This window comes from Enterococcus sp. E4-150 (assembly GCF_035726465.1).
Classification (GTDB): domain Bacteria; phylum Bacillota; class Bacilli; order Lactobacillales; family Enterococcaceae; genus Enterococcus_B; species Enterococcus_B faecium.
Genome location: NZ_JAPRGK010000011.1, coordinates 19,794 through 43,824 on the forward strand (window position 1 = coordinate 19,794; position 24,031 = coordinate 43,824).

Here is a 24,031-nt window from a genome sequence, read left to right on the forward strand (position 1 = left end):
ATGAGCAGATGAGAATTACTAGTCTATCATTGTTTCCACTAGCCCATGAGGATGAAAAACTGGATGCCAGCGATAGGTGATCATTCCTTGTTGATCCGTTCGCCATGTTTTTATCTGATTTTCTTCTAGTGTCTCCAATACTTCGCTGTGCGGGTGACCATAACGATTATTTACGCCGCAGGATATAATCCCATGTTTTGCTTCAATATGGGAAAGAAAATCTGTGTTACTTGACGTACGGCTACCGTGATGACCTAATTTGACTACATCGGCTTTCAGATTAGGATAAATCAAAAGCAATTGTTTTTCCATTGCTTGATTCAAATCTCCTAAAAATAAAAAGCGCCTATTGTTATATTCCATCCATAGACCAATCGAATCTTCATTTCTTCCCTCTCCCTTTTCAAAAGGAGTCAATACATAAAGATCATAATAACCGCTGATCCTGTCCCCATGTTTGATTTCAATGATCTCAGTACCATTTTTTTGAGCTTCAGATAAATGCCTTTGTAATGGCTCATTTCGTCCAGCGCCCCAACCGATATAAATTTTTTTGATAGTAAAATGCTGAGATAACGTGGGTAATTCTCCCACATGATCCGTATCGTCATGTGTCAAGATGAGTTTATCGATTACACTTATCCCCTGACCTTTTAGATATGGAACGATATTTCTTTCAGCAGGAGGACGTATCATACCTTGCGCCCACTTTTCTCTTTCAAAGTGTAACTGACCTCCAGTATCGATCAAAATCGTTTCTTTTCGAAAAGGACTTTGCAAAAAGATACTGTCTCCTTGACCGACATCGATAAAAGCGATCGTTGAAGAAAAGCGTAAAAATGGCAAAGTCAAAAAAATAAAAGAAAAAAGACCAACATAAAACAAGTGTTTCACAGGTTGTTCTTTCAACCTATCCGTACAAATCAGTAATCCGAAAATATACATCCCAGATAGTACAAGGGGCAAACGTCCTATAATGAGAGACGACCCTGAAGAAAAATCGATTATTCGCTCAAATAAGATTAATCCCTCTTCTATCAGCAAAAGTAAAGTTTCCGGCAGCCAGCGATTGAAGAGTGTGAGAAATAACACACCAGGAAGAAAAAGAAACTTGAATACCGGTGCAATCAGTAATGTAAAAAGACTACCTAAAATAGGCCACTCATAAAAATGCCATACAATCAACGGCATCGTGATCATAGTAAACAGGACGTGAGAGGCCGTTTTTTTCAACCAATCTCCATCAAAAGAAATCAGGATAAACAAAAAACTCATGAAAAAACTAAGCTGTCCACCCGCATGAAAAAGAAATCGAGGATCAAATAGTAAAAGAAGCCAAAAGACAACTGCAAATAAGTCCATGGTGGAATAATGCTTATTCAGCAATTTGACTAGCAATCGCAATAAAAACAGCAAACTAGCACGCAAAACAGAAATAGAACTTCCTGCAATAGAAACATAACAGATAGTTAGTAGACTCAACGGAATAATACTGACGTGTAGTGGCCATCCGATACGTCGAAATAAATAATACAGCCACCCTAAATAAAATTGGATGTGTAGACCCGATAGACTGAACAGATGCAGCAAACCACTCTCCCTAAAAATTTCTTCTGATTCTCTGAATCCTGCATCTTTATAGCCCCATAATAAAGAATTAATATATACACTTGTTTTTTGCGGAAATTCAGATTGGACAAAGGAGATAAAAGATCCTCTTTTTCTCTGAAGCCAGTTTCGCCAGTGATTTTGCATGGTGATCTGTTCAATCTTTTGAATTTGGAACCGTCCAGAGATTCTATGGTTCCTGAAGTAAGCTTCTTGGTCAAAATTATAAAGATTCCGCTTTTTTGCTGGAAAAATGAACTCGCCTTCAGCAGTCAATTCTATTCCCTTTCCTCGGAAGTTAAGCCATGTTTTCAATTCTGCTTCTGTGTTTACTTGATAAGAAAGCTGGAGCTTTTGTTTATTCTCTGATAACCTTCCTTCCATTGTCAAAAAATTACCATTTGCACGAATCGTATCTGTAAATACAGTAATTTGCGCAGATGTTGTTTTTTCCTCTAAAAATGAATACTCTTGTAGCCTATAAGAAATGGATACCGTTATGCTACACAAAATACACAAGTACGCGATAAAACGTCCTTCTTTTAGCGAAAACCATAAAAAAATTCCGGCAAGAAGCAAACGATAACCCCAATTGTCAGTGTAATACAACAAACAGATAATCATCGACGTAATTGCCGGAAAAATCAACCGATTTCGAACATGCCTTTCTAAAACGCTAGACATGTTTTCCTGTTAATTCATTTTGAAGTTTTGAAAAATGCTGTGAGTCTAAAGCAACTTGGTGTACAGATACACCTAATTGTTCGATCAACGCTTGGGCATAAGGATCATTTCGATAGTCATGGAGATAATTGATCCCTTTCACACCAGCTTGCAACAAAGCCTTTGTACAGGCCAAACATGGAAAATGTGTGACATAGATTTCTGAACCTTCCGTCGGGATACCAAGTTTTGCACACTGTAGGAGTGCATTCATCTCTGCATGGATCGTTCGCAAGCAGTGTCCATCCACGACGTAACACCCTTCATCTATGCAGTGGACATCTCCACTGACTGCTCCATTATAGCCGCCAGCAATGATCCTTTTTTCTCGAACGAGTGTCGCTCCTACTTCTAAACGTGTACACGTACTACGTAAAGATAACAGTACTGCCTGAGCCATAAAGTACTGGTCCCAAGGAATGCGTTCATTATGTGACTTATCAGTAACTTTTTCTTTATTCGTATCGCATGCTTTTGAAGATTTTTCTAACATGTTTTATATTCCTCCGTTTTTTCAAGTTGATTAAAAAGTACTCATTGCTTAAACAAAATATTCTTTAAATATAACGAATCATCCTGTCTGACAAAAGATCCTACCCTTCACTGCCGAAATGAAGTCCGTCATCCATTAGCCCATTATAAAAATTCTTCGAATCCATTTGTTCAAGAAATTCCGTATAAAAATCGATACTTCACAATCATGGCGTTTTGCTACTTCTGTGAGAACAGAGATATATTCTTTGATCAACTTGTTATTCCGATATTTTTGTTTTGTCTCATCGACTGCTGGTGGCGTGATAAAGAAAGCATGATCAGAACTATAGTCTTTTTTCAGCTGAACTATCATCCACTGCAGATTTTTTGGTACGTTTCTTTAGAAAGTTGTTTATGCTCTGCTAGATCATTCGTCCCAATGAGAATAAATACTTTATCTGCTGTATAGCTAAGTACATCTTTGGCAAAGCGTTCTCGTAGAGCTTGACTGTTATTGCCGCTGACAGCCGTATTCATAATATGAATCCCAGATATTTTATTTTGGAGATAGACATTCAGCATTGGTTTTTTAATGTTTCTTTGCGAACAATCAAGCTATTTCCTATCCAAAAATACTACCTCCTCGTCCTGCCAAGCTCTTAGAATTGGATTATTCTTAGTATCCATTAGCGTCCATTTATTGCTCGTGCCAGTCGATTTTGAGTCATTCTATTTAATTGTAACGAAGTTTTTTAGTTTTTCAACTGTCTTTTCACCGATACCAGAAATCTCCTGCAGGTCTTCCACTTTCTGGAAGGATCCGTTTTCTTCTCTAAATCGAATGATTTCTTGCGCTTTGACTGATCCGATCCCAGGAATCTGCTGAAGTTCTGATGGAGTGGCTGTATTGATATTTATTTTGGGAGGCTCGGAATCTGCTGTAGGCTGTTTTCCTTCCGAGGATGCCAACTGATCAAGATGTTCTGGCAGCTCTTCACCTACAGCAGGGATATATAGGACTTGCTGATCTTCTATCTTCGCAGAAAAGTTGATTCGATCGCTATCCGCTTCTTCTAATAATCCACCTGCACGCTTTAGTACATCATAGACCCGTTCTTCTGAAGAAAAGGAATAGATACCAGGCTCCTTCACACTTCCTTTGATATCAGTGTACATGACCTTTGGACGAGCATCCTCTTCTACATCGTTTCCTTCAGCTGATGGATCTTCTCCACTGGAACTAAACGAAGAAAGTATTTCTTTTGCAGCAGTCTCTTCTGGTTCTCTATAAAATAGCAAATTTGATAATAAAAAACCACTTGCGATACAAAAGATAAGAACTATCATAGACATCCAAATGATCAATTTGGGTGAAGCTAGTATTTTCTTGCTGATTTTTTCTATCATTGTTCTTTTTCCAAAGAATGACCAGTAAAAATCATTCATTACTCCTTTCATTTAAAATTGAAGAAACAGTGAGCTCTGGCAAAATCGTCCCTTCAACATCTAATTACGTCAATTTTTTCTTTTGTTTTTATTTTTATCGTGAAGATTTTTGACGAAAAAGAGGGGGGTGTGACAGAACTCGTGTCACACCCCCTCTTTAATTATTTAGTTTCATTTCATTTTCTCTAGATAGTCAAGCGCTTCTTGTACTGTTTTTACTGGTACGATTTTCATTGAGGAATTCAATTTTTTAGCGGCAGCTTTTGCTTCTTCGTAGTTGGTTTTTATTTCAGGATATTCTTTCTTAACATCGTCTGAAATCGTATCATCTGGTGCAAAGAAAATCTCTACGCCAGCTTTATCCGCACTTGCCACTTTTTTATCGATTCCTCCGATTCGGCCAACTTCTCCTTCACTGTTGATCGTTCCAGTTCCTGCAATTTGCTTACCATGTCGCAAGTTTTTACCAGTGACTTGTTCATAGATTTCTAAAGTGAACATCAATCCCGCTGATGGCCCACCGATAGAGCCAGAATTAATACGAACATCTGTATCTGATTCGATCTCGGTATGGTCAGTAAGCGTGATACCTATTCCTGCCTTTTTATCTGTTGGTAACTCGATCAGATCACCAGAAGCTGTTTTTTCTTCACCATTATGCAAATAACTGATTTCGATTGTTTGTCCAACTTTTTGGCTTTTTACATAATCCATAAATGCTTCTGTACTTTGAAAGCTTTTCCCGTCTACTTTTGTTACTGTATCTCCAACTGAAAGCTTGCCAAAGAAATTCGATGTTTTCTCTACACTCATGACATATACGCCTTTGAATTCCATTTTATAAGGCTTGTCTGCAAGTTTTAACGCTTGTTCGATTGCTGCATTTTGGGAAGAATCCATATAATACTGTTGCATTTGATTATATTCTTCATCTGTCGCCCCACCAGTCAATTCTTCTTCACTGATCAATTCTTCAAAAGGGATCATTTTAGCTTTTAAAGCTAAGAAACCTGTAGCTTGCCTGATACCAACAGAGGTAAGAGAGAAAGACCCAGAACCTTTATCTTCCTTATCATTGACCGTAATTAGTTCTTTCAGATCGATCGTGGCTCCCGGTGATTCTACATAATACGGCAAGGGAACTACTACAAATCCAATGATCAACATTCCAAATATGATAATTAGTACTGTTTTCAACCATTGTTTAGCTTTCATTTGATTCACGCTTTCCAGCTAAAGCTTCGTTGATCACTGGCGGTAAGTAGCTGCTCACATCTCCGCCAAAGTGCAGTACTTCTTTTAAAATACTGGAACTCACGTGACTATATTCTGGTTTTGCTAATAAGAAGACAGTTTCCAATCCATCATATAGATGATGATTCATCTGAGCAATCTCTCGTTCATATTCAAAGTCTTTGATACTTCGTATGCCTCTGATCAACGCATCTGCACCAATCTCTTTTGCTGTTTCTACCGTCAATTGATTTTCTTGATGCATGACTTTTACATTAGGAAGATGAGAAACAGCTTTTGTGATCAATGTCATTCTTTCTTCTGGGGGAAACAAACTTTTCTTTGAAGTATTGATAAAAACACCAATTACTACCTCATCGAATAATTTAGCCGCACGTTCCACCGTATCTAAGTGACCTTTTGTAAAAGGATCAAAACTTCCTGGGAATAATGCACGTTTCATTGATTTCCCTCTTTTCTATAGATAGTTACGGCCGTTATGCCATAAATCTGTTTTCTTATTTGATGGAATCCAGCCACAGTTTCTGGCAATTCGACTGTTTTATCCGTTTCGCATACGATAACTGCGGTTTTAGAAAAAAGTCCCAGTTCTTCCATTTTATGGATTTGATCGATTATTTTTTGTTTTGCATATGGCGGATCAAGAAACAAGTAGTCGAATTGTTGTTTCTCCGCTGCTAGCCGTTCGATTGCTTTGTCCGCATCAAGTTTTATTGTGGTAAATTTCTCTGGTTCTTTCGTAATTTCGATGTTTTCTTTGATGATTTTTAGCGCTTGGTAATTTTTGTCTACGCATACCGCATGACTGCAGCCTCTAGATACTGCTTCGATAGCTAAACCACCGCTTCCTGCAAACAGATCCAATACTGTCTCTCCATCAAAATATGGTCCAATCATATTGAATATGGATTCTTTTACTTTATCTGTAGTTGGTCTGGTGTTCGCCCCTGCTAAACTTTTTAAACGGCGCCCGCCATAATTTCCTGATATTATCCGCATCTACTCACTCCTTAGAAATGGTACTGGTACTAGTATACCAAAAAAAAGACAAAAAAATACTTGGACAATGATCAAAAATCGATCGTTATCCAAGTTATTTTTTATTTAAAAACTGCTCATAAGAGATTTTTAAAGATGTTCAGCTAATCGGATTTCTGTATTTAGCTCTTCGATTTCGAAACCTTCGTCTTTTAATACTGTTTTGTTTCCTATTTTTTCGGCAAAATTCATTTCGATATCCGGTCGGTAAGAACGTTCTACGTTTCGAACAAAATGTAATTTACGGATTCGTTCTTCTGTTTCTTCAAATGTCTCTTCATTTAAGTAAAGCACGACATATTTCATTCTTCTTGAGACATAATGCAACAAGCCGAACTTTTTCAGATTCTTTAATTGTTTTAAGCTGTAGACCCATACGATCAGCCCGCGTCGTTTTGTTATTTCAAATTCACTATTGTCTAATTGCATGACAATTACCTCCGCATCCAAAGTGTTTTTTCGTTTCAAAAAACGGGCTACCTGCATCTACTTTGATTTCATTAGAAACTTCTTCGGCAAGTACTTGGACAATTTGATCCAACAGACTTTGCAGCTGTGTTTCACTATATCGGAAAGCTGCAACATGCTCATCCATATCAAGCTGTCTTTTTGCTTTTCGAACAGCTCGTTTTTTTTCACGATAATCAGGTGCATACTCACCATATGCCGCTACATTTTCAAATGCTTCTTTCTTAGACAAGAACGCTTCTTTCAACTGGCAAACTTTTGCAGATTCTTCCATTGACTGTTTATGTTCAAGATAAGAAGCCATCGTTTTACTCTTTTTTATCATTTCAGCGACTTGGAGGCATTGATCCTCCAGTTGAAACAGCTCTTCGTTAACGATCACTGCTATCACTACTTTCTCCGTTTTCTTCTTGCAATAAGACTAACATATTTTCTTTAGAAAAAGCAATGCCTACAGAATCCGTTCCCGGGTCCATGAAACGATCATGGTTGTAAGGATCGCTGTACCAATATAAAAACGAAAAAGTAGCGTCAATCGCCGGATGAATAAATAGCCCACTAGTATTTTCTAATTTTTGTTTACTGATTAACTTCTCCAATTCATCATTCGTCAGTGAGAATTTCACTGTCGTTTGAGCACTGCCTAGCGATTTTTGCCAATCAGCCATACGTTCCTCTGACAATATTTCCTCAGGCCTTGTCAAAAAATCATGTAGTAGCAGCTGACTGTGGTTTTGAAAGGCAAGTGTTTGATTGTATATGGGAAGTTCGTCTTCTCTTCTAAGCATATTTAATAAAGTCGTACTTTTTCGTTCTTTAACGCGATTGATTGATTCCCAATCAGCCGATTTATCTGCTTGATAATGTGGAAGGCCTTCACCAAACACTTGATATGGCAATAGTTTCAAAAGACTATCTTTATCTAAATACACAACTGAAAATAGGCCGTTTGTTGTTTGATCAAAAAATAAAATAGCAAAAGTGTCGTTATCAAAAGCAATTAGCGGACGGTAATTCATATCCTCTTCCATTAGTTCGATTCCAACTTCTGTATCATGGTACTCAAAAGTGAAATTAGTATAGATAGTAGTGATTTTCGTAAGATCTTGCATCGTCATCCCTAAATAAAACGGCGCGATATCAGCAGGCCCTGTTTGCAGTACTTTAACAGTTGTGACTCTGCTGTCTTGGATGTTCGCTTCAAATGTGAGATGACTAGCTTTATTTTCATAATATCTTGTTTCAAAACCAAATCCGCTAGTTAATCGATCATAGGCTTGGCCAAAATCCTTTTCCAGCTGATCGATCGGTTTTCCGATATAAGTAGAAAAACCAGTTGCTTTAAGCTCCTGGTATTTCCACGTTGTCATTTGGTTTGATATTTGTTGATCAGAGTTTTCCTTCACTTCAAGTTTTGGCGGAAACAAGACTGGTTCCATGTAGAATGCCACAATAACTAATAGCAGAATCAGCCAAAACAAACCCAGTCTTTTCATGTTTCCCCACCTTTCGCTTATTATTTCTCAGTCACTTCAATCAAAAGGTCACCAGACGAAATAGTGTCTCCTGAAGACACATATACATGTGCGACTTCTCCGTCAAAACGTGCTTCGATGGCCGTTTCCATTTTCATCGCTTCAGTAATCATCAACGTATCACCTTTTTTAACGTTATCGCCTTTTTTCACTAATACATCCAAAACAGAACCAGACATCGTTGCTCCAATTTGTTCTCGGTTTGTCGGTTCAGCTTTCAATCGGGTTTGGACCGTACTGATGATCGAATTATCTTTGATAGTGATTTCACGTCTTTGTCCATTCAAATTGAAGAACAGTACGCGATTCCCTTCGATATCGGGTTCTCCGATTTCATCTAAACGAATGATAAGCGTTTTTCCGCGTTCGATTTGTACATTGATTGTTTCACCCAAACGTATACCTTGGAAAAATGTTGGTGTGTCCAGTAATGTAACATCGCCAAATTGATTATATGCTTTTTGATAGTCCAAAAAGACTTGCGGATACATCAAATAGCTTAATACTTCGTCTTGTTTTGGTTCATAGCCGATTTTTTCTGCCAATTCTTTTTTTACTTCGTTGAAGTCGACTGATTCAGCCAAAAGACCTGGACGTTCATTCAATGCAGGTCTGCCTTTAAGAATAATCTTTTGCAATTTTTTAGGAAATCCGCCAACGGGTTGCCCTAGTTCTCCTTGGAAGAAAGTCACAACAGATTCAGGGAAACTTAGTGTTTCGCCTTTTTCATAAATATCTTCTTCTGTAAGATCATTTTGGACCATAAATAGTGCCATATCTCCAACTACTTTAGATGATGGAGTTACTTTAACGATATCGCCAAACATCAAGTTGACAGTATGATACATTTGTTTGATTTCATCCCAGCGATGACCTAATCCGACAGCTTTTGCCTGTTGCTGTAGATTCGAATACTGTCCTCCTGGCATTTCATGCATATATACTTCTGTTTCAGGAGCATTCAAGCCGTTTTCAAACGGTTTGTAATACATGCGCACATCTTCCCAATAATGGTTTAATTTCTGTGCATTTTCAATCGTGATTTCTGGCAGCCGTGGACCATTGACCAGTGCATAATACAAGCTGCTCATGCTAGGCTGACTAGTATTCCCACTCATTGCACTCATTGCCACATCAACGATGTCTACTCCTGCTTTTGAAGCAGCAGAATAAGTGATGATTCCATTCCCGCTGGTGTCATGAGTATGCAGATGGATTGGCAGATCTGTCGTTTCTTTCAATTCACTAATCAAACGATAAGCTGCCTGCGGTTTAAGCAGCCCAGCCATATCTTTGATTGCAATGATATGCGCACCCAGTTGTTCTAGTTCCTTTGCCATGTCTTTATAATACTGAACAGTGTATTTTGCCCGACTTGGATCGTTGATATCGCCAGTATAGCAAATAGCTGCCTCTGCGATTTTACCAGTATCCCGTACAGCTTGGATACTTTTTTCCATTTGTGGAGTCCAGTTCAAACTATCAAAGATTCGAAATACATCGATTCCTTGCGCTGCTGCTTCTTTGACAAATTCCACCAATACATTGTCAGGATAATTAGAATACCCAACGGCATTTGAACCTCTGAAAAGCATTTGCAGCAACGTATTAGGCATTAAAGAACGAATTTTTCTCAACCGTTGCCAAGGATCTTCATTCAAAAAGCGGTAAGCCACATCAAATGTTGCTCCCCCCCACATCTCACTTGAAAAGAGTTCAGGAAGACCTTCTCCAGTCAAACGTGCAATCTGCTTGAAATCCTTTGTCCGAACACGAGTTGCTAGCAGACTTTGATGGGCGTCTCTAAATGTCGTATCCGTCAACAACAAATTTTCCTGTCCTTTGATCCATTCGACCAAAGCATCGGCACCCTTCGCATCTAATACATTCTTAGCCGTTACGTAATCAGTTCTTGTGATTAGATCTTTAGGCATACGTGGTTCTTCATAAAATGGTTTTTCGCCACTTTCGATACCTGGAAAACCATTCACAGTAATTTCACCGATATATTTCATCGTTTTGTTTCCGCGGTCTCGTAGTCGAGGAAATTCAAATAATGTTGCTGTACTATCAATGAAGGTTGTTTTTGCATTTCCTGATTGGAATTCAGGATGTGTGATGACATTGAGCATAAATGGAATGTTTGTTTTCACTCCACGGATTCTAAATTCTTTCAAGCAACGTTCCATTTTCTGAATGGCTGTTTCAAAAGTAGCACCATGCGTACATACTTTTACTAGCAATGAATCAAAATACGGTGTCACTACATAGCCCGCGTAAGCATTTCCGACATCCAGACGTACGCCAAAACCACCAGGTGAACGATACGTATCGATTTTCCCTGTGTCTGGTAAAAAGTTATTCAACGGGTCTTCTGTAGTGATTCGGCATTGAATGGCTGAACCATTTAATTTAATTCCTTCTTGCTGAGGCAATCCGATTTCTTTATGCAGATCCAAACCTTGAGCAATCAACAGTTGCGTTGTTACGATATCAATATCTGTAATCATTTCTGTGATCGTATGTTCCACTTGGACGCGAGGGTTGACTTCGATAAAGTAAAAATCATCTCCTTCAACAAGAAATTCTACTGTACCTGCGTTGACATACCCGACATATTTCATCAATTGGACAGCTGCCTGGCAGATTTTTTGACGTTGCTGTTCATTCATAGAGACACAAGGCGCTACTTCTACTACTTTTTGGTGACGGCGCTGAACAGAACAATCTCTTTCAAAAAGATGGATGACGTTTCCATGCGTATCCCCGAGAATCTGTACTTCGATATGTTTAGGATTAGCGATGTATTTTTCAACATACACTTCATCACTACCAAAGGCTGCTTTTGCTTCGCTTTTCGCACGTTCGTAGCCCTCTCTTGCACTCTTTTCATCGTGAGCTACACGCATGCCGCGTCCGCCGCCGCCTAGAGCTGCCTTGATCATAATCGGATAACCGTATTGTTTCGCAAACTCCAAGGCATCGTCTATAGAAGCGATTGGTCCATCTGTGCCTGGAATCGAAGCAATCCCCGCTTCGATAGCTGCAGCTTTTGCTTTGATTTTATCTCCAAAAATATCTAAATGATGCAGTTTGGGTCCAACAAAAATGATGCCTTCTTCTTCGCACCGTTGCGCAAAATTCAAGTTTTCCGACAAAAGACCGTAACCCGGATGAATAGCGTCAGCTCCGCATTCTTTCGCGATAGAAATGATCCCTTCAATATCTAGATACGCATCAATCGGTTTTTTTCCTTGTCCTACTAAATATGCTTCATCCGCTTTGAAACGGTGTACGGAATATTCATCTTCTTCTGCATAGATTCCAACAGTTTTAATTCCTAATTCTGTACAAGCACGAAATACACGTACAGCGATTTCACCCCTGTTAGCAACTAAAACTTTTTTCATCGAACCACTCCTACATCTTTTTTTATTATAAACCTAAGCTCTTGCGTTTTTCATCCGCACTGATGTTGAGGACAAAGCCGACACAAATCGAAAGCATCAGCAAACTGGAGCCTCCTTGACTTAAAAATGGGAACGTGATCCCTGTCAAAGGAATAACACCAGTAATTCCTCCAAGATTGACAAATACTTGGATCAAAAACATTGCGCCGATCCCAATGCACAAAAGCGAATTGAACGGATCTTTTGAACGGATACCTACAAGGACAATGCGCACAATCATAAAGAATAGCAACGCTAATATCAAAATCCCCATAATCACTCCCAGTTCTTCCACTACGATTGCATAAATAAAATCGGTTTGTGCTTCTTGTAAAAATCCTTTTTTCTGGATACTGTTACCTAATCCCCTGCCAAATAGTCCTCCGTTGAACATGGCATAGTAGCCGTTGACTAGTTGATGCCCTTTATTTAATTCGTCTGAGAAAGGATTTTGGTAAATAGCAAATCGATTATAGATATACTGTAAACGTCCAGGTAAGATCTTTCCGTTTGTGATATTGATCAGCCAGATCGTAAAAGTACTTAGACAAAAGCCTCCTACTCCTACAATCAAAGTATACACATAATTGACTCCGCTGGCTAAAAGCAGAACCAAAATAATCAAAAAGATAACTGCCGCATTACCAAAATCGGGAAGAATAGCGACTAATGCAGTAAGTCCGATAACCATTGCAAGTGGACGTTTCACAGTCCCAAGAAAATCTTTTTGTACACTGTTTTGTCTTTTAGATAAAGTCAGAGACAGGTACCAGATAGAAATGATTTTTAGGTATTCGGCAGGTTGGATCGAGAATCCTGCAATTTGCAGCCAACCTTTCGCCCCATTGATCTCCTTACCAAAAAACACAACAATCAGCAGCAAAATCGTCAAAACTGCGATGGCTGCCATGATCAAACGCTGGTTTTTCAAAACATCTGTTTTCATTTTATAAAGTAGTGCGATAGCAATCAAGCTAAGCACCCAAAAAATACTCTGGTTAATGACTGATGCGGACGGATTTTGTCCGTTTTCTAATAATAGATACGACGTAGAACTATATACCATGATCAATCCCAATACACATAAAATTAAATAGGGAATCAAGATGCTATAGTCTAATAGATGCCTTTTTTTCACTTTCTTAGGCAAGTCTATTCCTCCTTGCCAACTTCTTTTTTATCATAATTTTCTTGGTAAACCTCACTATATAACTGATTCAATTCTCGTTCTAGCTCACTTAACATCAGCTGGCCCTCGTTCTTTCCGATTACTCCTATACGGACAGCAAAACCGACTTGCCGGGAAAAGCCGTACATCTGTGTATCTACCACTTCTTCGAAGGCTTTGCATTGTGAGATACAGAGACTGTTGTTTTGATTTCGGATTAATCGTTTGATCCGTTCTGCTTCATCATTTAATACTTGGATCGCAAGTTTTTTCGACAAAGAATCCATCTGTGCTTACCTCCCATTCTAATTCCTTAATTATAACATATTTGATTTTCATAAGGAGCAAAAAAAACAGATTTAACCAGTTGTTTTTATTCATTTTTACGTATTCGTTCTTTCTACTTATCCAGAACGTTAGAGTCCGCATTTTTTATCCGAGATAAAAAGGCTTCGCCATATTTATCAAGCTTGCTTTGGCCAACTCCTTTTATCTGAAGCATCTCCAATCTGCTTGATGGACGTATTCGGCTCATTTCTTTCAATGTGGAATCTGAAAATACGACATACGGGGGAATGCCTGCTTCTGATGCTAGATCCGTTCGCAGTTCCCGCAGCACCTCAAATAGTATATCGGTTTCTTCATCCGATAGCTGCTGGACTTTCTTGGGTTCCTTTCGATAAACAGATTCTTGTCCTTTCAATACTTGTATCCCTCTTTCTGTTACTTTCAAAACAGGATACTCACCATTGATGGTCAGAAGATAGCCATTCGATATCAGATATTCAATTAACTGCATCGTTTCTTTTTGCGATTGGTTTTTCATCAGTCCATAGGTAGATAAATGTCCAAAACCTAAAGCTTGCAGCTTTTGTTCTTTCGATCCTGCTAAGACTTTCATCAACATTTGTTTACCATAGTTCTCACCCATACGTTTTAAGCAAGAAAGAACCATCTGTGCTTCTGTCGTTACTTCTACTATTTCTCTGTCATCTAAACAGTTACCACAACGGTTGCACGGACTGCTTGTCTCGCCAAAATAGTTTAGGATGTATTGCTGAAGACAGGACTCAATATACACGTATTCTGTCATCGCTTTTAATTTTTCATATTCTTTTTGCTTTTGCTCTTCTTCTCTTTGGGACTGCTGGATAAAAAACTTTTGGACTTGGATATCTTGAGGAGAGAAAAGCAGGATGGCTTCACTGGAAAGACCATCTCTTCCCGCCCGACCAGCTTCCTGATAGTATGCTTCTAGAGAGCCAGGAATTTGATAATGGATAACAAAACGGACATTGCTTTTATTTATACCCATACCAAATGCATTTGTCGCTACAATCAGTTGCAAGCGATCGTATAAAAAGGCTTCTTGCATTTCTGTTCGCTCATTCTCATTTAGACCACCATGATATCTACCCACGGAAAAATCGAATTTTTTAAGCAAATGATAGAGACGGTCTACTTCTTTTCTCGTTGCTGCATAAATGATACCAGATTGATTTTTGTTGATCTTTAAATATTCGATTAGATATTGTTCTTTTTTTTGATCTTTAATTACTTGAAATCGTAGATTTTCTCGTTCAAAACCAGTCTGAATATGGTTGTTTTCTGGAATTTTTAAAAGTCTTTTTATGTCAGCAGCTACTTGCACAGTCGCTGTAGCTGTCAAAGCAACAATTACAGGACGATTTGGCAGTTGATCTAGCTGGTTCGCCATCTGTAAATAACTTGGGCGGAAATCATGCCCCCACTGAGAGATACAATGTGCCTCGTCAATAGCGATCATACGGACGTTCCATCGCTTCATTGCTTGGATAAAATCTGGCATGATAAAACGTTCAGGAGCGATATAAAGTAAACGGTACTGCTGTCTATCGATTTCTTGGAAGCGTCTAGCTGTTTCGTAACCATCTAACGAGCTATTGATAAAAGTGGCGGGTATACCTAATTGATTCGCCGCGTCCACCTGATCCTTCATCAAAGAGATTAAAGGGGACACAACCACAGTAAGCCCATCTAATAGTAAAGCTGGAAGCTGGTAACAGATTGATTTCCCACTTCCGGTAGGCATGATTCCTAATACATTTTCCTGATCAATGACTTTCTGGATAATTTCTTTTTGACCAGGTCTAAACTCATCATAGCCAAAGTATTGTTTTAATAAGTCGTTCATCTTCCCGCTCCTTTCTCTTGCCATTTTACTTCGATTTTCTTCGAAGGACAAGTTGATCTCCTTTCGTGAAACATTATCTTATTATGAAACAAAAACTCTCTAGAAATAAGTTTTTTAAAAGTCTTTTAAACGTCTTTTGGCGTATTTTCTGAATTTATGTCCATTGACAAAGATGACTTCTCCACAGAAAAGAGTTGGACAAAAAAAGAAACCAGCTATTTTTTATAACAAGCTGGTTTCTCTCTTCATCCTTTTACAGATTATTTTTTCTTTTTAGATGCTTTTTCACGAGCATTTTTCTCTAAAATTTGTTTTCTCAAGCGAATGCTTTCTGGTGTTACTTCGCAATATTCATCATCATTCAAGAATTCCAAAGATTCTTCCAACGTCAATTGTTTTGGTTTTTTGATGACAGATGTTTGGTCTTTAGTAGCAGACCGTACGTTTGTCATTTGTTTTGCTTTCGTGATGTTGACAGTCAAATCATTATCACGGCTGTTTTCCCCGATAATCATTCCTTCATATACTTCTGTACCTGGTTCTACGAAGACTGTACCGCGTTCTTCGATACTCATGATAGAATAAGTCGTTGCTTTTCCTGTATCGATCGAAACAAGCGCCCCTTGGTGACGTCCGCCAATTTGACCAGGAAGCATTGGCAGATATTGGTCAAAAGTATGGTTCATGATTCCGTAACCACGTGTCATTGAAAGGAATTCAGTTGAATAACCAATCAAACCGCGGGCAGGTGTTAAGAATGTCAAACGGATTTGTCCGTTTCCTGTATGGACCATATCTTGCATTTCACCTTTACGTAAGCTCAAGGACTCGATAACACTACCCATATATTCTTCTGGTGTATCGATTTGCACGCGTTCAAACGGTTCGCATTTTACACCGTCGATTTCTTTTTCAATAACTTCTGGACGAGATACTTGCAATTCGTATCCCTCACGGCGCATGTTTTCAATCAAGATAGACAAATGCAATTCTCCACGACCAGAAACTGTCCATGCATCTGGAGAGTTTGTTGGTTCAACTCGTAAAGATACATCTGTTTGAAGTTCTGCCATCAAACGTTCTTCAATCTTACGAGCGGTTACGAATTTACCTTCTCGACCGGCAAATGGTGAATTATTAACTAAGAAAGTCATTTGCAATGTTGGTTCGTCAATGTGAAGGATAGGTAACGCATCTTGATGATCCACAGGAGTAACTGTTTCACCGACAAAGATATCTTCCATACCTGAGACAGCAATCAAGTCTCCAGCTTTTGCTTCTTGAATCTCTAGACGTTTTAGTCCAAAGAAACCAAATAATTTCGTTACACGGAATTTCTTAACTGTTCCGTCTAATTTAATTAATGCTACTTGGTCTCCTACTTTGATTGTTCCTCTAAATACACGTCCGATTCCGATACGACCTACATAATCGTTGTAGTCAAGTAATGAAACTTGGAATTGTAATGGTTCGTCGCTGTTATCGACAGGAGCAGGGATTTTTTCAATAATTGTATCAAAAATAGGTGCCATGGTTGGTTCTTGATCTGCTGGATCATCTGACAAGCTTGACGTACCATTTAGCGCAGATGCATAAATCACAGGAAAGTCTAACTGATCATCATCTGCTCCTAATTCGATGAATAGTTCAAGAACTTCATCTACGACATGCTCAGGACGAGCAGAAGGTTTGTCAATCTTGTTTACGACAACGATTGGTGTGATATGTTGTTCCAGTGCTTTTTTCAATACAAAACGTGTTTGAGGCATTGTTCCTTCATACGCATCTACGACCAACACAACGCCGTCAACCATTTTCATGATCCGTTCTACTTCGCCACCGAAGTCCGCGTGTCCTGGAGTATCCATGATGTTTACGCGAATTCCTTTATAGTCTACAGCTGTGTTTTTGGCTAAAATCGTGATACCACGTTCTTTTTCTAGCGCATTTGAGTCCATCGCACGTTCTTGCAATTGCGTATGTGCGTCTAATGTATCTGATTGTTTTAATAGTTCATCAACTAATGTTGTTTTTCCGTGGTCAACGTGGGCAATAATTGCAACGTTACGGATATCGTTTCTATAATTCAATGTAACTAACTCCTTTTTTATTGGTTCTTTATGACAGGGCAAATTTTACTCGACTGCTAATTATAGCAGACTTTTTTCATGAAATATAGTAAAATGTTTTCATTTTTTCGAGAAAATTAATCTTTTGCCCGTTTTTATCATTTTTGTGAATGATTTCTACCTTTTTTTCAGCCTTCTTTTTTCAAAAGGTCTGCGATTTCTGCATATGCACAAGAAGTCCCTGCTAAATAGTATTCCCTTTTTTCAAATGTCAAAGGAGTACCAAAAAGACCGCTTGTTACCATACCAAACTCTTCCAATAAGACATTTCCCGCTGCATAATCCCAAGGGCTAAGGTTTGAAATATAAGCAATGTGGTTTCCTTTCAAGATTGCCACTAGTTCAAGACCAGCGCATCCGTACATACGTGTCCCCATGCTGCTTTCCGCAATTTCTCGGATTCCATATTTATTATGACCGAAAAGATAACTATTCACACCAAGTAAGCCTTCCGATAAGGATTTATTTGCTGGTCTAGGCAATGGCTCATCATTTTTATACACGCCTATTCCTTTTCCACCCCAAAAAAGTTCATTTCTCATCACGTCATAAATGAAACCAAGCTTTCCAACGCCGGATTCATAAACAGCGAGCATAATACAAAAATTTTCCCCTTCAATCACAAAATTCAAGGTGCCATCAATAGGATCGATGATAAAGACTCTTCCATCGAGATCCGATAATTGATTACACCCTTCTTCTTCTGCCAATATTTTTGCCTCTGGATCAAAGGAATGGATTTTTTCGATTAGAAAATTCTGGATGTTTCGATCGACATTTGTCACTAGATCCGTTCGATTTGATTTTTGCGAGATAGTTAATGTTTGTTGAGAAGATTTGATTTTCTCACCAGCTTCTTCAAGCCAGGACTTGATATGATCAATCATCTGTTCCATTTATCTCACCCGTTCATTCTCAAAGTTTTGTTTGGATTTTTTTTTGCTTGCTGCACTGTACGATATAAAGAATAACCGGAAGCTTTTTCAAATTCCCGTCCCAATCGCTTTTCCTCACCAATGGATTTGACAACAGTTTTAAACTGCTGATAAGTCTTCAAAAAAGCTTCATTGTTTATCCCTTTTTCATTCGCACGTTCCAGATCTTCCCACATCTTCATTACAATGACCATTTCGTCTGTTGTCCAATCTAAATCAAGTGGATACTGATATTCTTGCATCTTCAACTCTCCTATTTCATATTCCTCTTCAGTGTAGCATAGGAAGTGGTAATAAACCAAGAAGTTGTCATATTTTTAAGTTTACATAATAATATTATTGATAATTCTAAAAAACAAAACGCAACTGATTTTTCAGTTGCGTTTCGCCTGTATTATTCAAATCAAATATGGATTGGTAAACCTAATGCTAATTCCGAAGCATCCATGACGATTTCGCCAAGAGATGGATGAGGATGAATCGTCAAGGCGATATCTTCAGCATTCATTCCTGATTCGATTGCTAAAGCTAATTCAGAGACCATATCACTTGCGCCGACTCCACCGATTTGCGCGCCAATAAGCACGTTATCTTCGATCGTCGTGACTAAACGGATGAATCCTTCCGTTTTACCTAGCGATAATGCTCGACCGTTCCCTGAGAATGGAAATTTATATGCTTTCGCTTCGATACCTGCGTCTTTTGCTTCTTTGATTGTCATACCTACAGAAGCCAATTCCGGATCAGTAAAGGCAACTGCTGGCATTGCTTTATAATCTACAGCTACTTTTTTGCCAGAGATTGCTTCAGCAGCGATTTTTGCTTCGTAACTAGCTTTATGCGCTAATGCCGCCCCTGGAACGATATCACCGATGGCATAGATATTAGGTACGTTCGTACGTCCTTGTTTATCTACTGTGATCAATCCACGTTCTCCTACTTCGACACCCGCTTGTTCTAAGCCCATATCATCCGTATTTGGACGACGTCCTACAGTGACCATCACATAGTCAGCAATAACAGATTCTTCTTTCCCGTCCACTGCATATTTCACTGTCACACTGTCACCGTTATCGACTGCTTCTTTTGCCATCGCATTCGTTACGACTGTTACACCTTTTTTCTTGAAATCATCTTCTACTAATTTTACGAGATCTTTTTCGTAAGTTGGTAAAATTTGTGGTGAGCCTTCAAGAATCGTTACTTCTGCTCCTAAGTTTGCGTACGCTCCGCCCAATTCGGCACCAATCACACCGCCACCGATGATCACAAATTTCTTAGGTACTTCTTTCAATGCTAATCCGCCAGTAGAATCTAACACACGTCCGCCGAATTTAAATCCTGGAATCTCGATTGGACGGGAACCTGTTGCGATGATTGCGTTATTGAACGAATAAGTTTGAGCTGAATCTGGATGAATGACGCGTAGTGTGTGATCATCTACGAAGAACGCTTCGCCTTCGATTGTTTCAACCTTATGTTTTTTTAATAGAAAACCAACACCAGAAGTCAACGTATGGACAACTTTGTTTTCTTTCCATTCTTGTGTTTTCGCAAAATCTAGTTTGACATTTTCGCTAGTTACTCCAAACATTTCGGAATCTAGTGACTCTTGATAATGGTGTCCCGCAGCTATCAATGCTTTTGAAGGAATACAGCCGACGTTCAAACAAACACCGCCAATATACTCTCTTTCAATGATTGCTACTTTTTGTCCCATTTCAGCAGCACGGATGGCAGCTACATAGCCGCCAGGTCCCGCACCGATTACAACTGTATCTAATTCTACAGCAAAATCTCCAACTACCATTTGTTTATCATCCTTCCATCATTAATAGCTCTGGATCAGCTAAAAGACGTTTGATATTGTTCATTGCTTGTTGCGCAGTTGCTCCATCTACGATACGGTGATCAAAACTTAGTGATAGTTTCATCACACGACCGACAACGATTTCGCCTTCAGCGTTTACGATTGGTTGTTGCGCAATCGTTCCTACACCTAAAATAGCTACTTCTGGATAGTTGATGACTGGTGTAAACCAACCGCCACCTACAGATCCGATATTGCTGATCGTAATTGTTCCATTGCGCATATCTTCTGCAGATAGTTTGCCGTCATGAGCTAATTTTGCTTTCTCATTGATTTCGTCTGCAATAGCAAACATTCCTTTGCGGTCTGCATCTTTTACATTTGGTACATATAATCCGTGATCCGTATCTGTTGCAATACCGATATTGTAGTAATGTTTATAAACGATTTCTTGATTTGCATCGTCAATAGATGCATTTAATACTGGGTATTTCTTAACAGTCGCTGTTAAAGCTTTCACGACATATGGCAAGAAAGTAAGTTTCGTACCATTTGCAGCAGCTACTTCTTTGAATCGTTTCCGATTATCCCATAGTTTAGACACTTCTACTTCATCATGCAATGTCACGTGTGGAGCTGTATGCTTACTATTGACCATTGCTTTAGCAATAGCTTTACGTGTTGGTGTCATTGCTACACGCTCTTCCAAATCTCCTAAGGTGGACTTGAATGGTTTTGCTGGTTCAGCGGGTTTGCTTTCTGCTGCAGGAGCTGCTTCTTTCGGAGTTGCCACTTCTGGCGCTTCTGATTTCGCTGGTGCGCTGCTTGGAGCTCCTGCCAAGAAGTTTTCGATGTCCTCTTTTGTTACTCTGCCACCTTTTCCAGTTGCAGTTACTTGTGAGATATCTACATCTTTTTCGCGGGCAAATTGACGAACAGATGGCATAGCCAATACACGTTTATTTGGATCGGCAGCTTCAACGACACTTGCTGAACCTGATGTTTCCACTTTTTCTTTTGGTGCTTCAGCTGATGGCGCACTAGTTGACGGTGCACTATTGTGTCCAGGAGCATCGATTTCTACTAATACATCCCCAACATTTGCTACAGTGCCTTCTGGAACAATCACGTTTTTAACTGTCCCTGTGACAGGTGACGGAATTTCTTCTACTGATTTGTCATTTTGAACTTCTAGTAATGTATCATCTTCATTGATCGTATCTCCTGGTTTGACGAACCATTTGACGATTTCACCTTCTGCGATTCCTTCACCGATATCCGGTAACTTAAATTGGAAGACTCCTTCGCTTGACGATCCAGCTGATTCTGTATCAACAGTGGGTTCAGCAGCCGGTTTAGCTGGAGTTTGGGATTCTGCGGCTACACCACTGTCCCCTTCATTGTCTTCGTGTCCTGGTGCATCGATTTCTACTAATACATCCCCAACATTTGCTACGGTACCTTCTGGAACAATCACATTTTTAACCGTTCCTGTAACAGGTGACGGGATTTCTTCTACTGATTTGTCATTTTGAACTTCTAGTAATGTATCATCTTCATTGATCGTATCTCCTGGTTTGACGAACCATTTGACGATTTCACCTTCTGCGATTCCTTCACCGATATCCGGCAATTTAAATTGATAAGCCATGACTTTGTTTCGTCCCTTCTTTTCTTAAAATTCCGCGATTTCTTTTACTTTGTCTTCGATATCTTTTGCATTTGGCAACCAGACATTTTCTGCTTGTCCAAATGGGAAGACTGTATCAGGTGCAGAAACTCGTCCGATTGGGGCTTCTAATGAAAGGATAGCGCGTTCTGAGATCTCAGAAACTACTTGCGCGGCAACGCCCGCTTGTCGTTGTGCTTCTTGGACAACAACTACGCGACCAGTTTTTTCCACGGATTGAATGATCGTTTCTACATCTAATGGCGCAACAGTACGAAGATCAATGATTTCAACAGAGATATTTTCTTTTGCAAGATTGTCTGCTGCTTTGATTGCTTCACGCACCATTGCTCCGTATGTGATAATAGATACATCTGTTCCCTCACGAGTAACTGCTGCTTTATCCAAAGGAACTTCGTAAGCTTCATCCGGCACTTCTTCTCGGAATGAGCGATATAGTTTCATGTGTTCTAGGAAAACAACCGGATCGTTACTTCTAATAGAAGAAATCAATAGTCCTTTTGCATCATAAGGGTTGGAAGGAATCACTACTCGAATACCAGGAGACTGAGCGATCAAACCTTCTAAATTATCCGAATGCAATTCTGGTGTATGAACACCGCCACCAAATGGTGAACGAATCGTGATTGGTAGATTTCTAGTGCCGCTCATTCGATATCTTGTACGAGCCATTTGAGCTACTACTTCGTCCATTGCTTCGAAAATAAAACCAAAGAATTGGATTTCAGGAACTGGACGAAATCCTTCTAACGCAAGACCGAAACTCAATCCTGCGATTCCAGATTCAGCTAAAGGAGTATCGAATACTCGGTCTTCTCCGAACTTTTCCTGCAATCCTTCAGTTGCCCGGAAAACTCCTCCGTTTTTCCCAACATCTTCACCAAAAACAACGACATTCTCGTCATTTTCTAGTTCAAGTGCTAAGGCATCTGTGATTGCTTGGATCATTGTTTTTTGTGCCATGATTATTTCGACTCCTTCGCTTCATAAATTGCAATTTGTTCTTTGATTGATTGTGGAGATACTTCGAACATGTTTTTCAAGAAATCTGAAACCTTTTGTTTTGGTACTTTGTCGGCTTCAGCAATAGCTGCTTTGATTTCTTCTTTAGTTGCTTCGATGACTTGTTCTTCTTTTTCTTCAGACCAAAGTCCTTTTTCCGTCAAATATTTACGGAAGCGGATCAATGGATCTTTTTTCTGCCAATCGTCATCTGTGTCTTTTGTACGGTAGCGGGTTGGATCGTCACCAGATAGTGTATGTGGTCCATAACGATAAGTCAGTGTTTCGATTAGGACTGGTCCATTTCCACTGATCGCCCATTCCCGTGCCATTTTAGATACAGTATATACTGCAAGCGGATCCATTCCATCGACTTGAATACCAGGAATCCCAGCTGCGACAGCTTTTTGTGCAAGTGTTTTTGCTGCAGTTTGTTTTTCACGAGGTGTAGAGATCGCATACCCGTTGTTTTGGATATAAAATACGGCATTTGCATGGTAAGCGCCAGCGAAATTGATTGCTTCGTAAAAATCACCTTGTGATGAACCGCCATCACCAGTATAAGTGAAGACGACATTTTTCTTGTTTCGTTTCTTCAAACCTAATGCAACACCGGCTGCTTGTACATATTGTGCACCGATGATGATTTGTGGTGGTAGAGCTTTCAATTCTTCCGGATAAGAATTACCTGCAGCATGTCCTCTAGACCATAAAAAAGCTTGAGATAAAGGTAAACCATGTTTTACTAGTTGAGGTACATCCCGATAACCTGGAAGAAGAACATCTTCTTTATCAAATGCGTAAGCACTAGCCAGCTGACTTGCCTCTTGTCCAGCAGTTGGTGCGAAAAAGCCTAGGCGTCCTTGGCGGTTCAGCGCTGTTGAACGTTGGTCTAATACACGAGACCATACCATATGAGTCATTAATTCAACGAGTTCATCATCGGATAAATCAGGTACTAAATCTTTGTTAACTACGTTTCCATCTTGATCAAGTGCTTGATATACTGGGAAATCTGCATTGACTTCATCTAGCAGTGCTTGGAAGTCGATCGGTGCTTTTTTGTTTGCCATTTGTCACACATTCCTCTCTCATCTATAAGAAAATCTCTTCATTCTGCGATTGAAAC

21 protein-coding genes and 1 pseudogene are annotated in these 24,031 nt (G+C 39.3%); all 22 read right to left on the bottom strand.

Annotated elements, in window-relative coordinates; genetic code table 11:
• Positions 1–18: 18 nt before the first annotated feature.
• Entirely contained in the window at positions 19–2,292 is a 2,274-nt protein-coding gene (locus tag OZ002_RS09815; protein WP_156249023.1) for a DNA internalization-related competence protein ComEC/Rec2, read from the bottom strand.
• Complete coding sequence (locus OZ002_RS09820) at positions 2,285–2,824, bottom strand: ComE operon protein 2 (RefSeq protein ID WP_002295503.1); 540 nt, start codon at positions 2,822–2,824, stop codon at positions 2,285–2,287. The genes OZ002_RS09815 and OZ002_RS09820 overlap by 8 nt, the downstream gene beginning before the upstream one ends.
• A 135-nt stretch (positions 2,825–2,959) precedes the next feature.
• The gene (locus tag OZ002_RS09825; protein ID WP_002295502.1) at positions 2,960–3,178 is read right to left on the bottom strand and encodes an esterase; all 219 of its coding nucleotides are present in this window, start codon (positions 3,176–3,178) and stop codon (positions 2,960–2,962) included.
• A pseudogene (locus tag OZ002_RS09830) lies at positions 3,175–3,419 on the bottom strand (SGNH/GDSL hydrolase family protein). Before OZ002_RS09830 ends, OZ002_RS09825 begins: the two are co-directional and overlap by 4 nt.
• Positions 3,420–3,534: 115 nt before the next feature.
• Entirely contained in the window at positions 3,535–4,263 is a 729-nt protein-coding gene (locus OZ002_RS09835; protein ID WP_016925838.1) for a helix-hairpin-helix domain-containing protein, read from the bottom strand.
• A gap of 159 nt (positions 4,264–4,422) precedes the next feature.
• Positions 4,423–5,466: a SepM family pheromone-processing serine protease gene (locus OZ002_RS09840; protein ID WP_325083246.1), complete on the bottom strand. Its 1,044-nt coding sequence runs from the start codon at positions 5,464–5,466 to the stop codon at positions 4,423–4,425.
• Positions 5,456–5,947 carry a pantetheine-phosphate adenylyltransferase gene (gene coaD / locus OZ002_RS09845; protein ID WP_104859007.1) on the bottom strand — a complete coding sequence of 164 codons (492 nt, stop codon included), beginning with the start codon at positions 5,945–5,947 and terminating at the stop codon, positions 5,456–5,458. Before coaD ends, OZ002_RS09840 begins: the two co-directional genes overlap by 11 nt.
• The gene (gene rsmD / locus OZ002_RS09850; protein WP_002295491.1) at positions 5,944–6,504 is read right to left on the bottom strand and encodes a 16S rRNA (guanine(966)-N(2))-methyltransferase RsmD; all 561 of its coding nucleotides are present in this window, start codon (positions 6,502–6,504) and stop codon (positions 5,944–5,946) included. Before rsmD ends, coaD begins: the two co-directional genes overlap by 4 nt.
• Before the next feature lie 129 nt (positions 6,505–6,633).
• Positions 6,634–6,972: a YlbG family protein gene (locus tag OZ002_RS09855; RefSeq protein ID WP_002295490.1), complete on the bottom strand. Its 339-nt coding sequence runs from the start codon at positions 6,970–6,972 to the stop codon at positions 6,634–6,636.
• Positions 6,956–7,402 (bottom strand): YlbF family regulator, encoded by a 447-nt coding sequence (locus tag OZ002_RS09860; RefSeq protein ID WP_002295488.1) that lies wholly within the window; start codon positions 7,400–7,402, stop codon positions 6,956–6,958. The genes OZ002_RS09855 and OZ002_RS09860 overlap by 17 nt, the downstream gene beginning before the upstream one ends.
• Positions 7,383–8,507, bottom strand: a complete 1,125-nt coding sequence (locus OZ002_RS09865) for a CAP-associated domain-containing protein (RefSeq protein WP_002295486.1) — start codon at positions 8,505–8,507, stop codon at positions 7,383–7,385. Before OZ002_RS09865 ends, OZ002_RS09860 begins: the two co-directional genes overlap by 20 nt.
• Before the next feature lie 20 nt (positions 8,508–8,527).
• Entirely contained in the window at positions 8,528–11,956 is a 3,429-nt protein-coding gene (locus OZ002_RS09870; protein ID WP_049142113.1) for a pyruvate carboxylase, read from the bottom strand.
• 25 nt (positions 11,957–11,981) lie between these two features.
• Positions 11,982–13,145, bottom strand: a complete 1,164-nt coding sequence (locus OZ002_RS09875; protein ID WP_002288740.1) for an FtsW/RodA/SpoVE family cell cycle protein — start codon at positions 13,143–13,145, stop codon at positions 11,982–11,984.
• Positions 13,146–13,147: 2 nt separating this feature from the next.
• Positions 13,148–13,450, bottom strand: a complete 303-nt coding sequence (locus OZ002_RS09880; protein ID WP_002298990.1) for a YlaN family protein — start codon at positions 13,448–13,450, stop codon at positions 13,148–13,150.
• Positions 13,451–13,563: 113 nt separating this feature from the next.
• Positions 13,564–15,336, bottom strand: a complete 1,773-nt coding sequence (gene recQ, locus OZ002_RS09885) for a DNA helicase RecQ (RefSeq protein WP_049142121.1) — start codon at positions 15,334–15,336, stop codon at positions 13,564–13,566.
• A 260-nt stretch (positions 15,337–15,596) separates the two neighbouring features.
• Positions 15,597–17,426 carry a translational GTPase TypA gene (typA, locus tag OZ002_RS09890; protein ID WP_002288735.1) on the bottom strand — a complete coding sequence of 610 codons (1,830 nt, stop codon included), beginning with the start codon at positions 17,424–17,426 and terminating at the stop codon, positions 15,597–15,599.
• Positions 17,427–17,593: 167 nt separating this feature from the next.
• Positions 17,594–18,361, bottom strand: coding sequence for an inositol monophosphatase family protein (locus OZ002_RS09895; protein ID WP_002295483.1), 768 nt, complete (start codon positions 18,359–18,361; stop codon positions 17,594–17,596).
• A gap of 5 nt (positions 18,362–18,366) precedes the next feature.
• Entirely contained in the window at positions 18,367–18,642 is a 276-nt protein-coding gene (locus OZ002_RS09900; RefSeq protein ID WP_002292206.1) for a UPF0223 family protein, read from the bottom strand.
• 161 nt (positions 18,643–18,803) lie between these two features.
• Positions 18,804–20,210: a dihydrolipoyl dehydrogenase gene (gene lpdA, locus OZ002_RS09905; protein WP_104876037.1), complete on the bottom strand. Its 1,407-nt coding sequence runs from the start codon at positions 20,208–20,210 to the stop codon at positions 18,804–18,806.
• A 7-nt stretch (positions 20,211–20,217) separates the two neighbouring features.
• Entirely contained in the window at positions 20,218–21,861 is a 1,644-nt protein-coding gene (locus tag OZ002_RS09910; protein ID WP_325083218.1) for a dihydrolipoyllysine-residue acetyltransferase, read from the bottom strand.
• Between the two features lie 24 nt (positions 21,862–21,885).
• Positions 21,886–22,863 (bottom strand): alpha-ketoacid dehydrogenase subunit beta, encoded by a 978-nt coding sequence (locus OZ002_RS09915; protein WP_002289688.1) that lies wholly within the window; start codon positions 22,861–22,863, stop codon positions 21,886–21,888.
• Positions 22,864–22,865: 2 nt separating this feature from the next.
• On the bottom strand, positions 22,866–23,975 hold the full coding sequence (pdhA, locus tag OZ002_RS09920; protein ID WP_002289692.1) for a pyruvate dehydrogenase (acetyl-transferring) E1 component subunit alpha: 1,110 nt from the start codon (positions 23,973–23,975) through the stop codon (positions 22,866–22,868).
• Positions 23,976–24,031 lie beyond the last annotated feature (56 nt).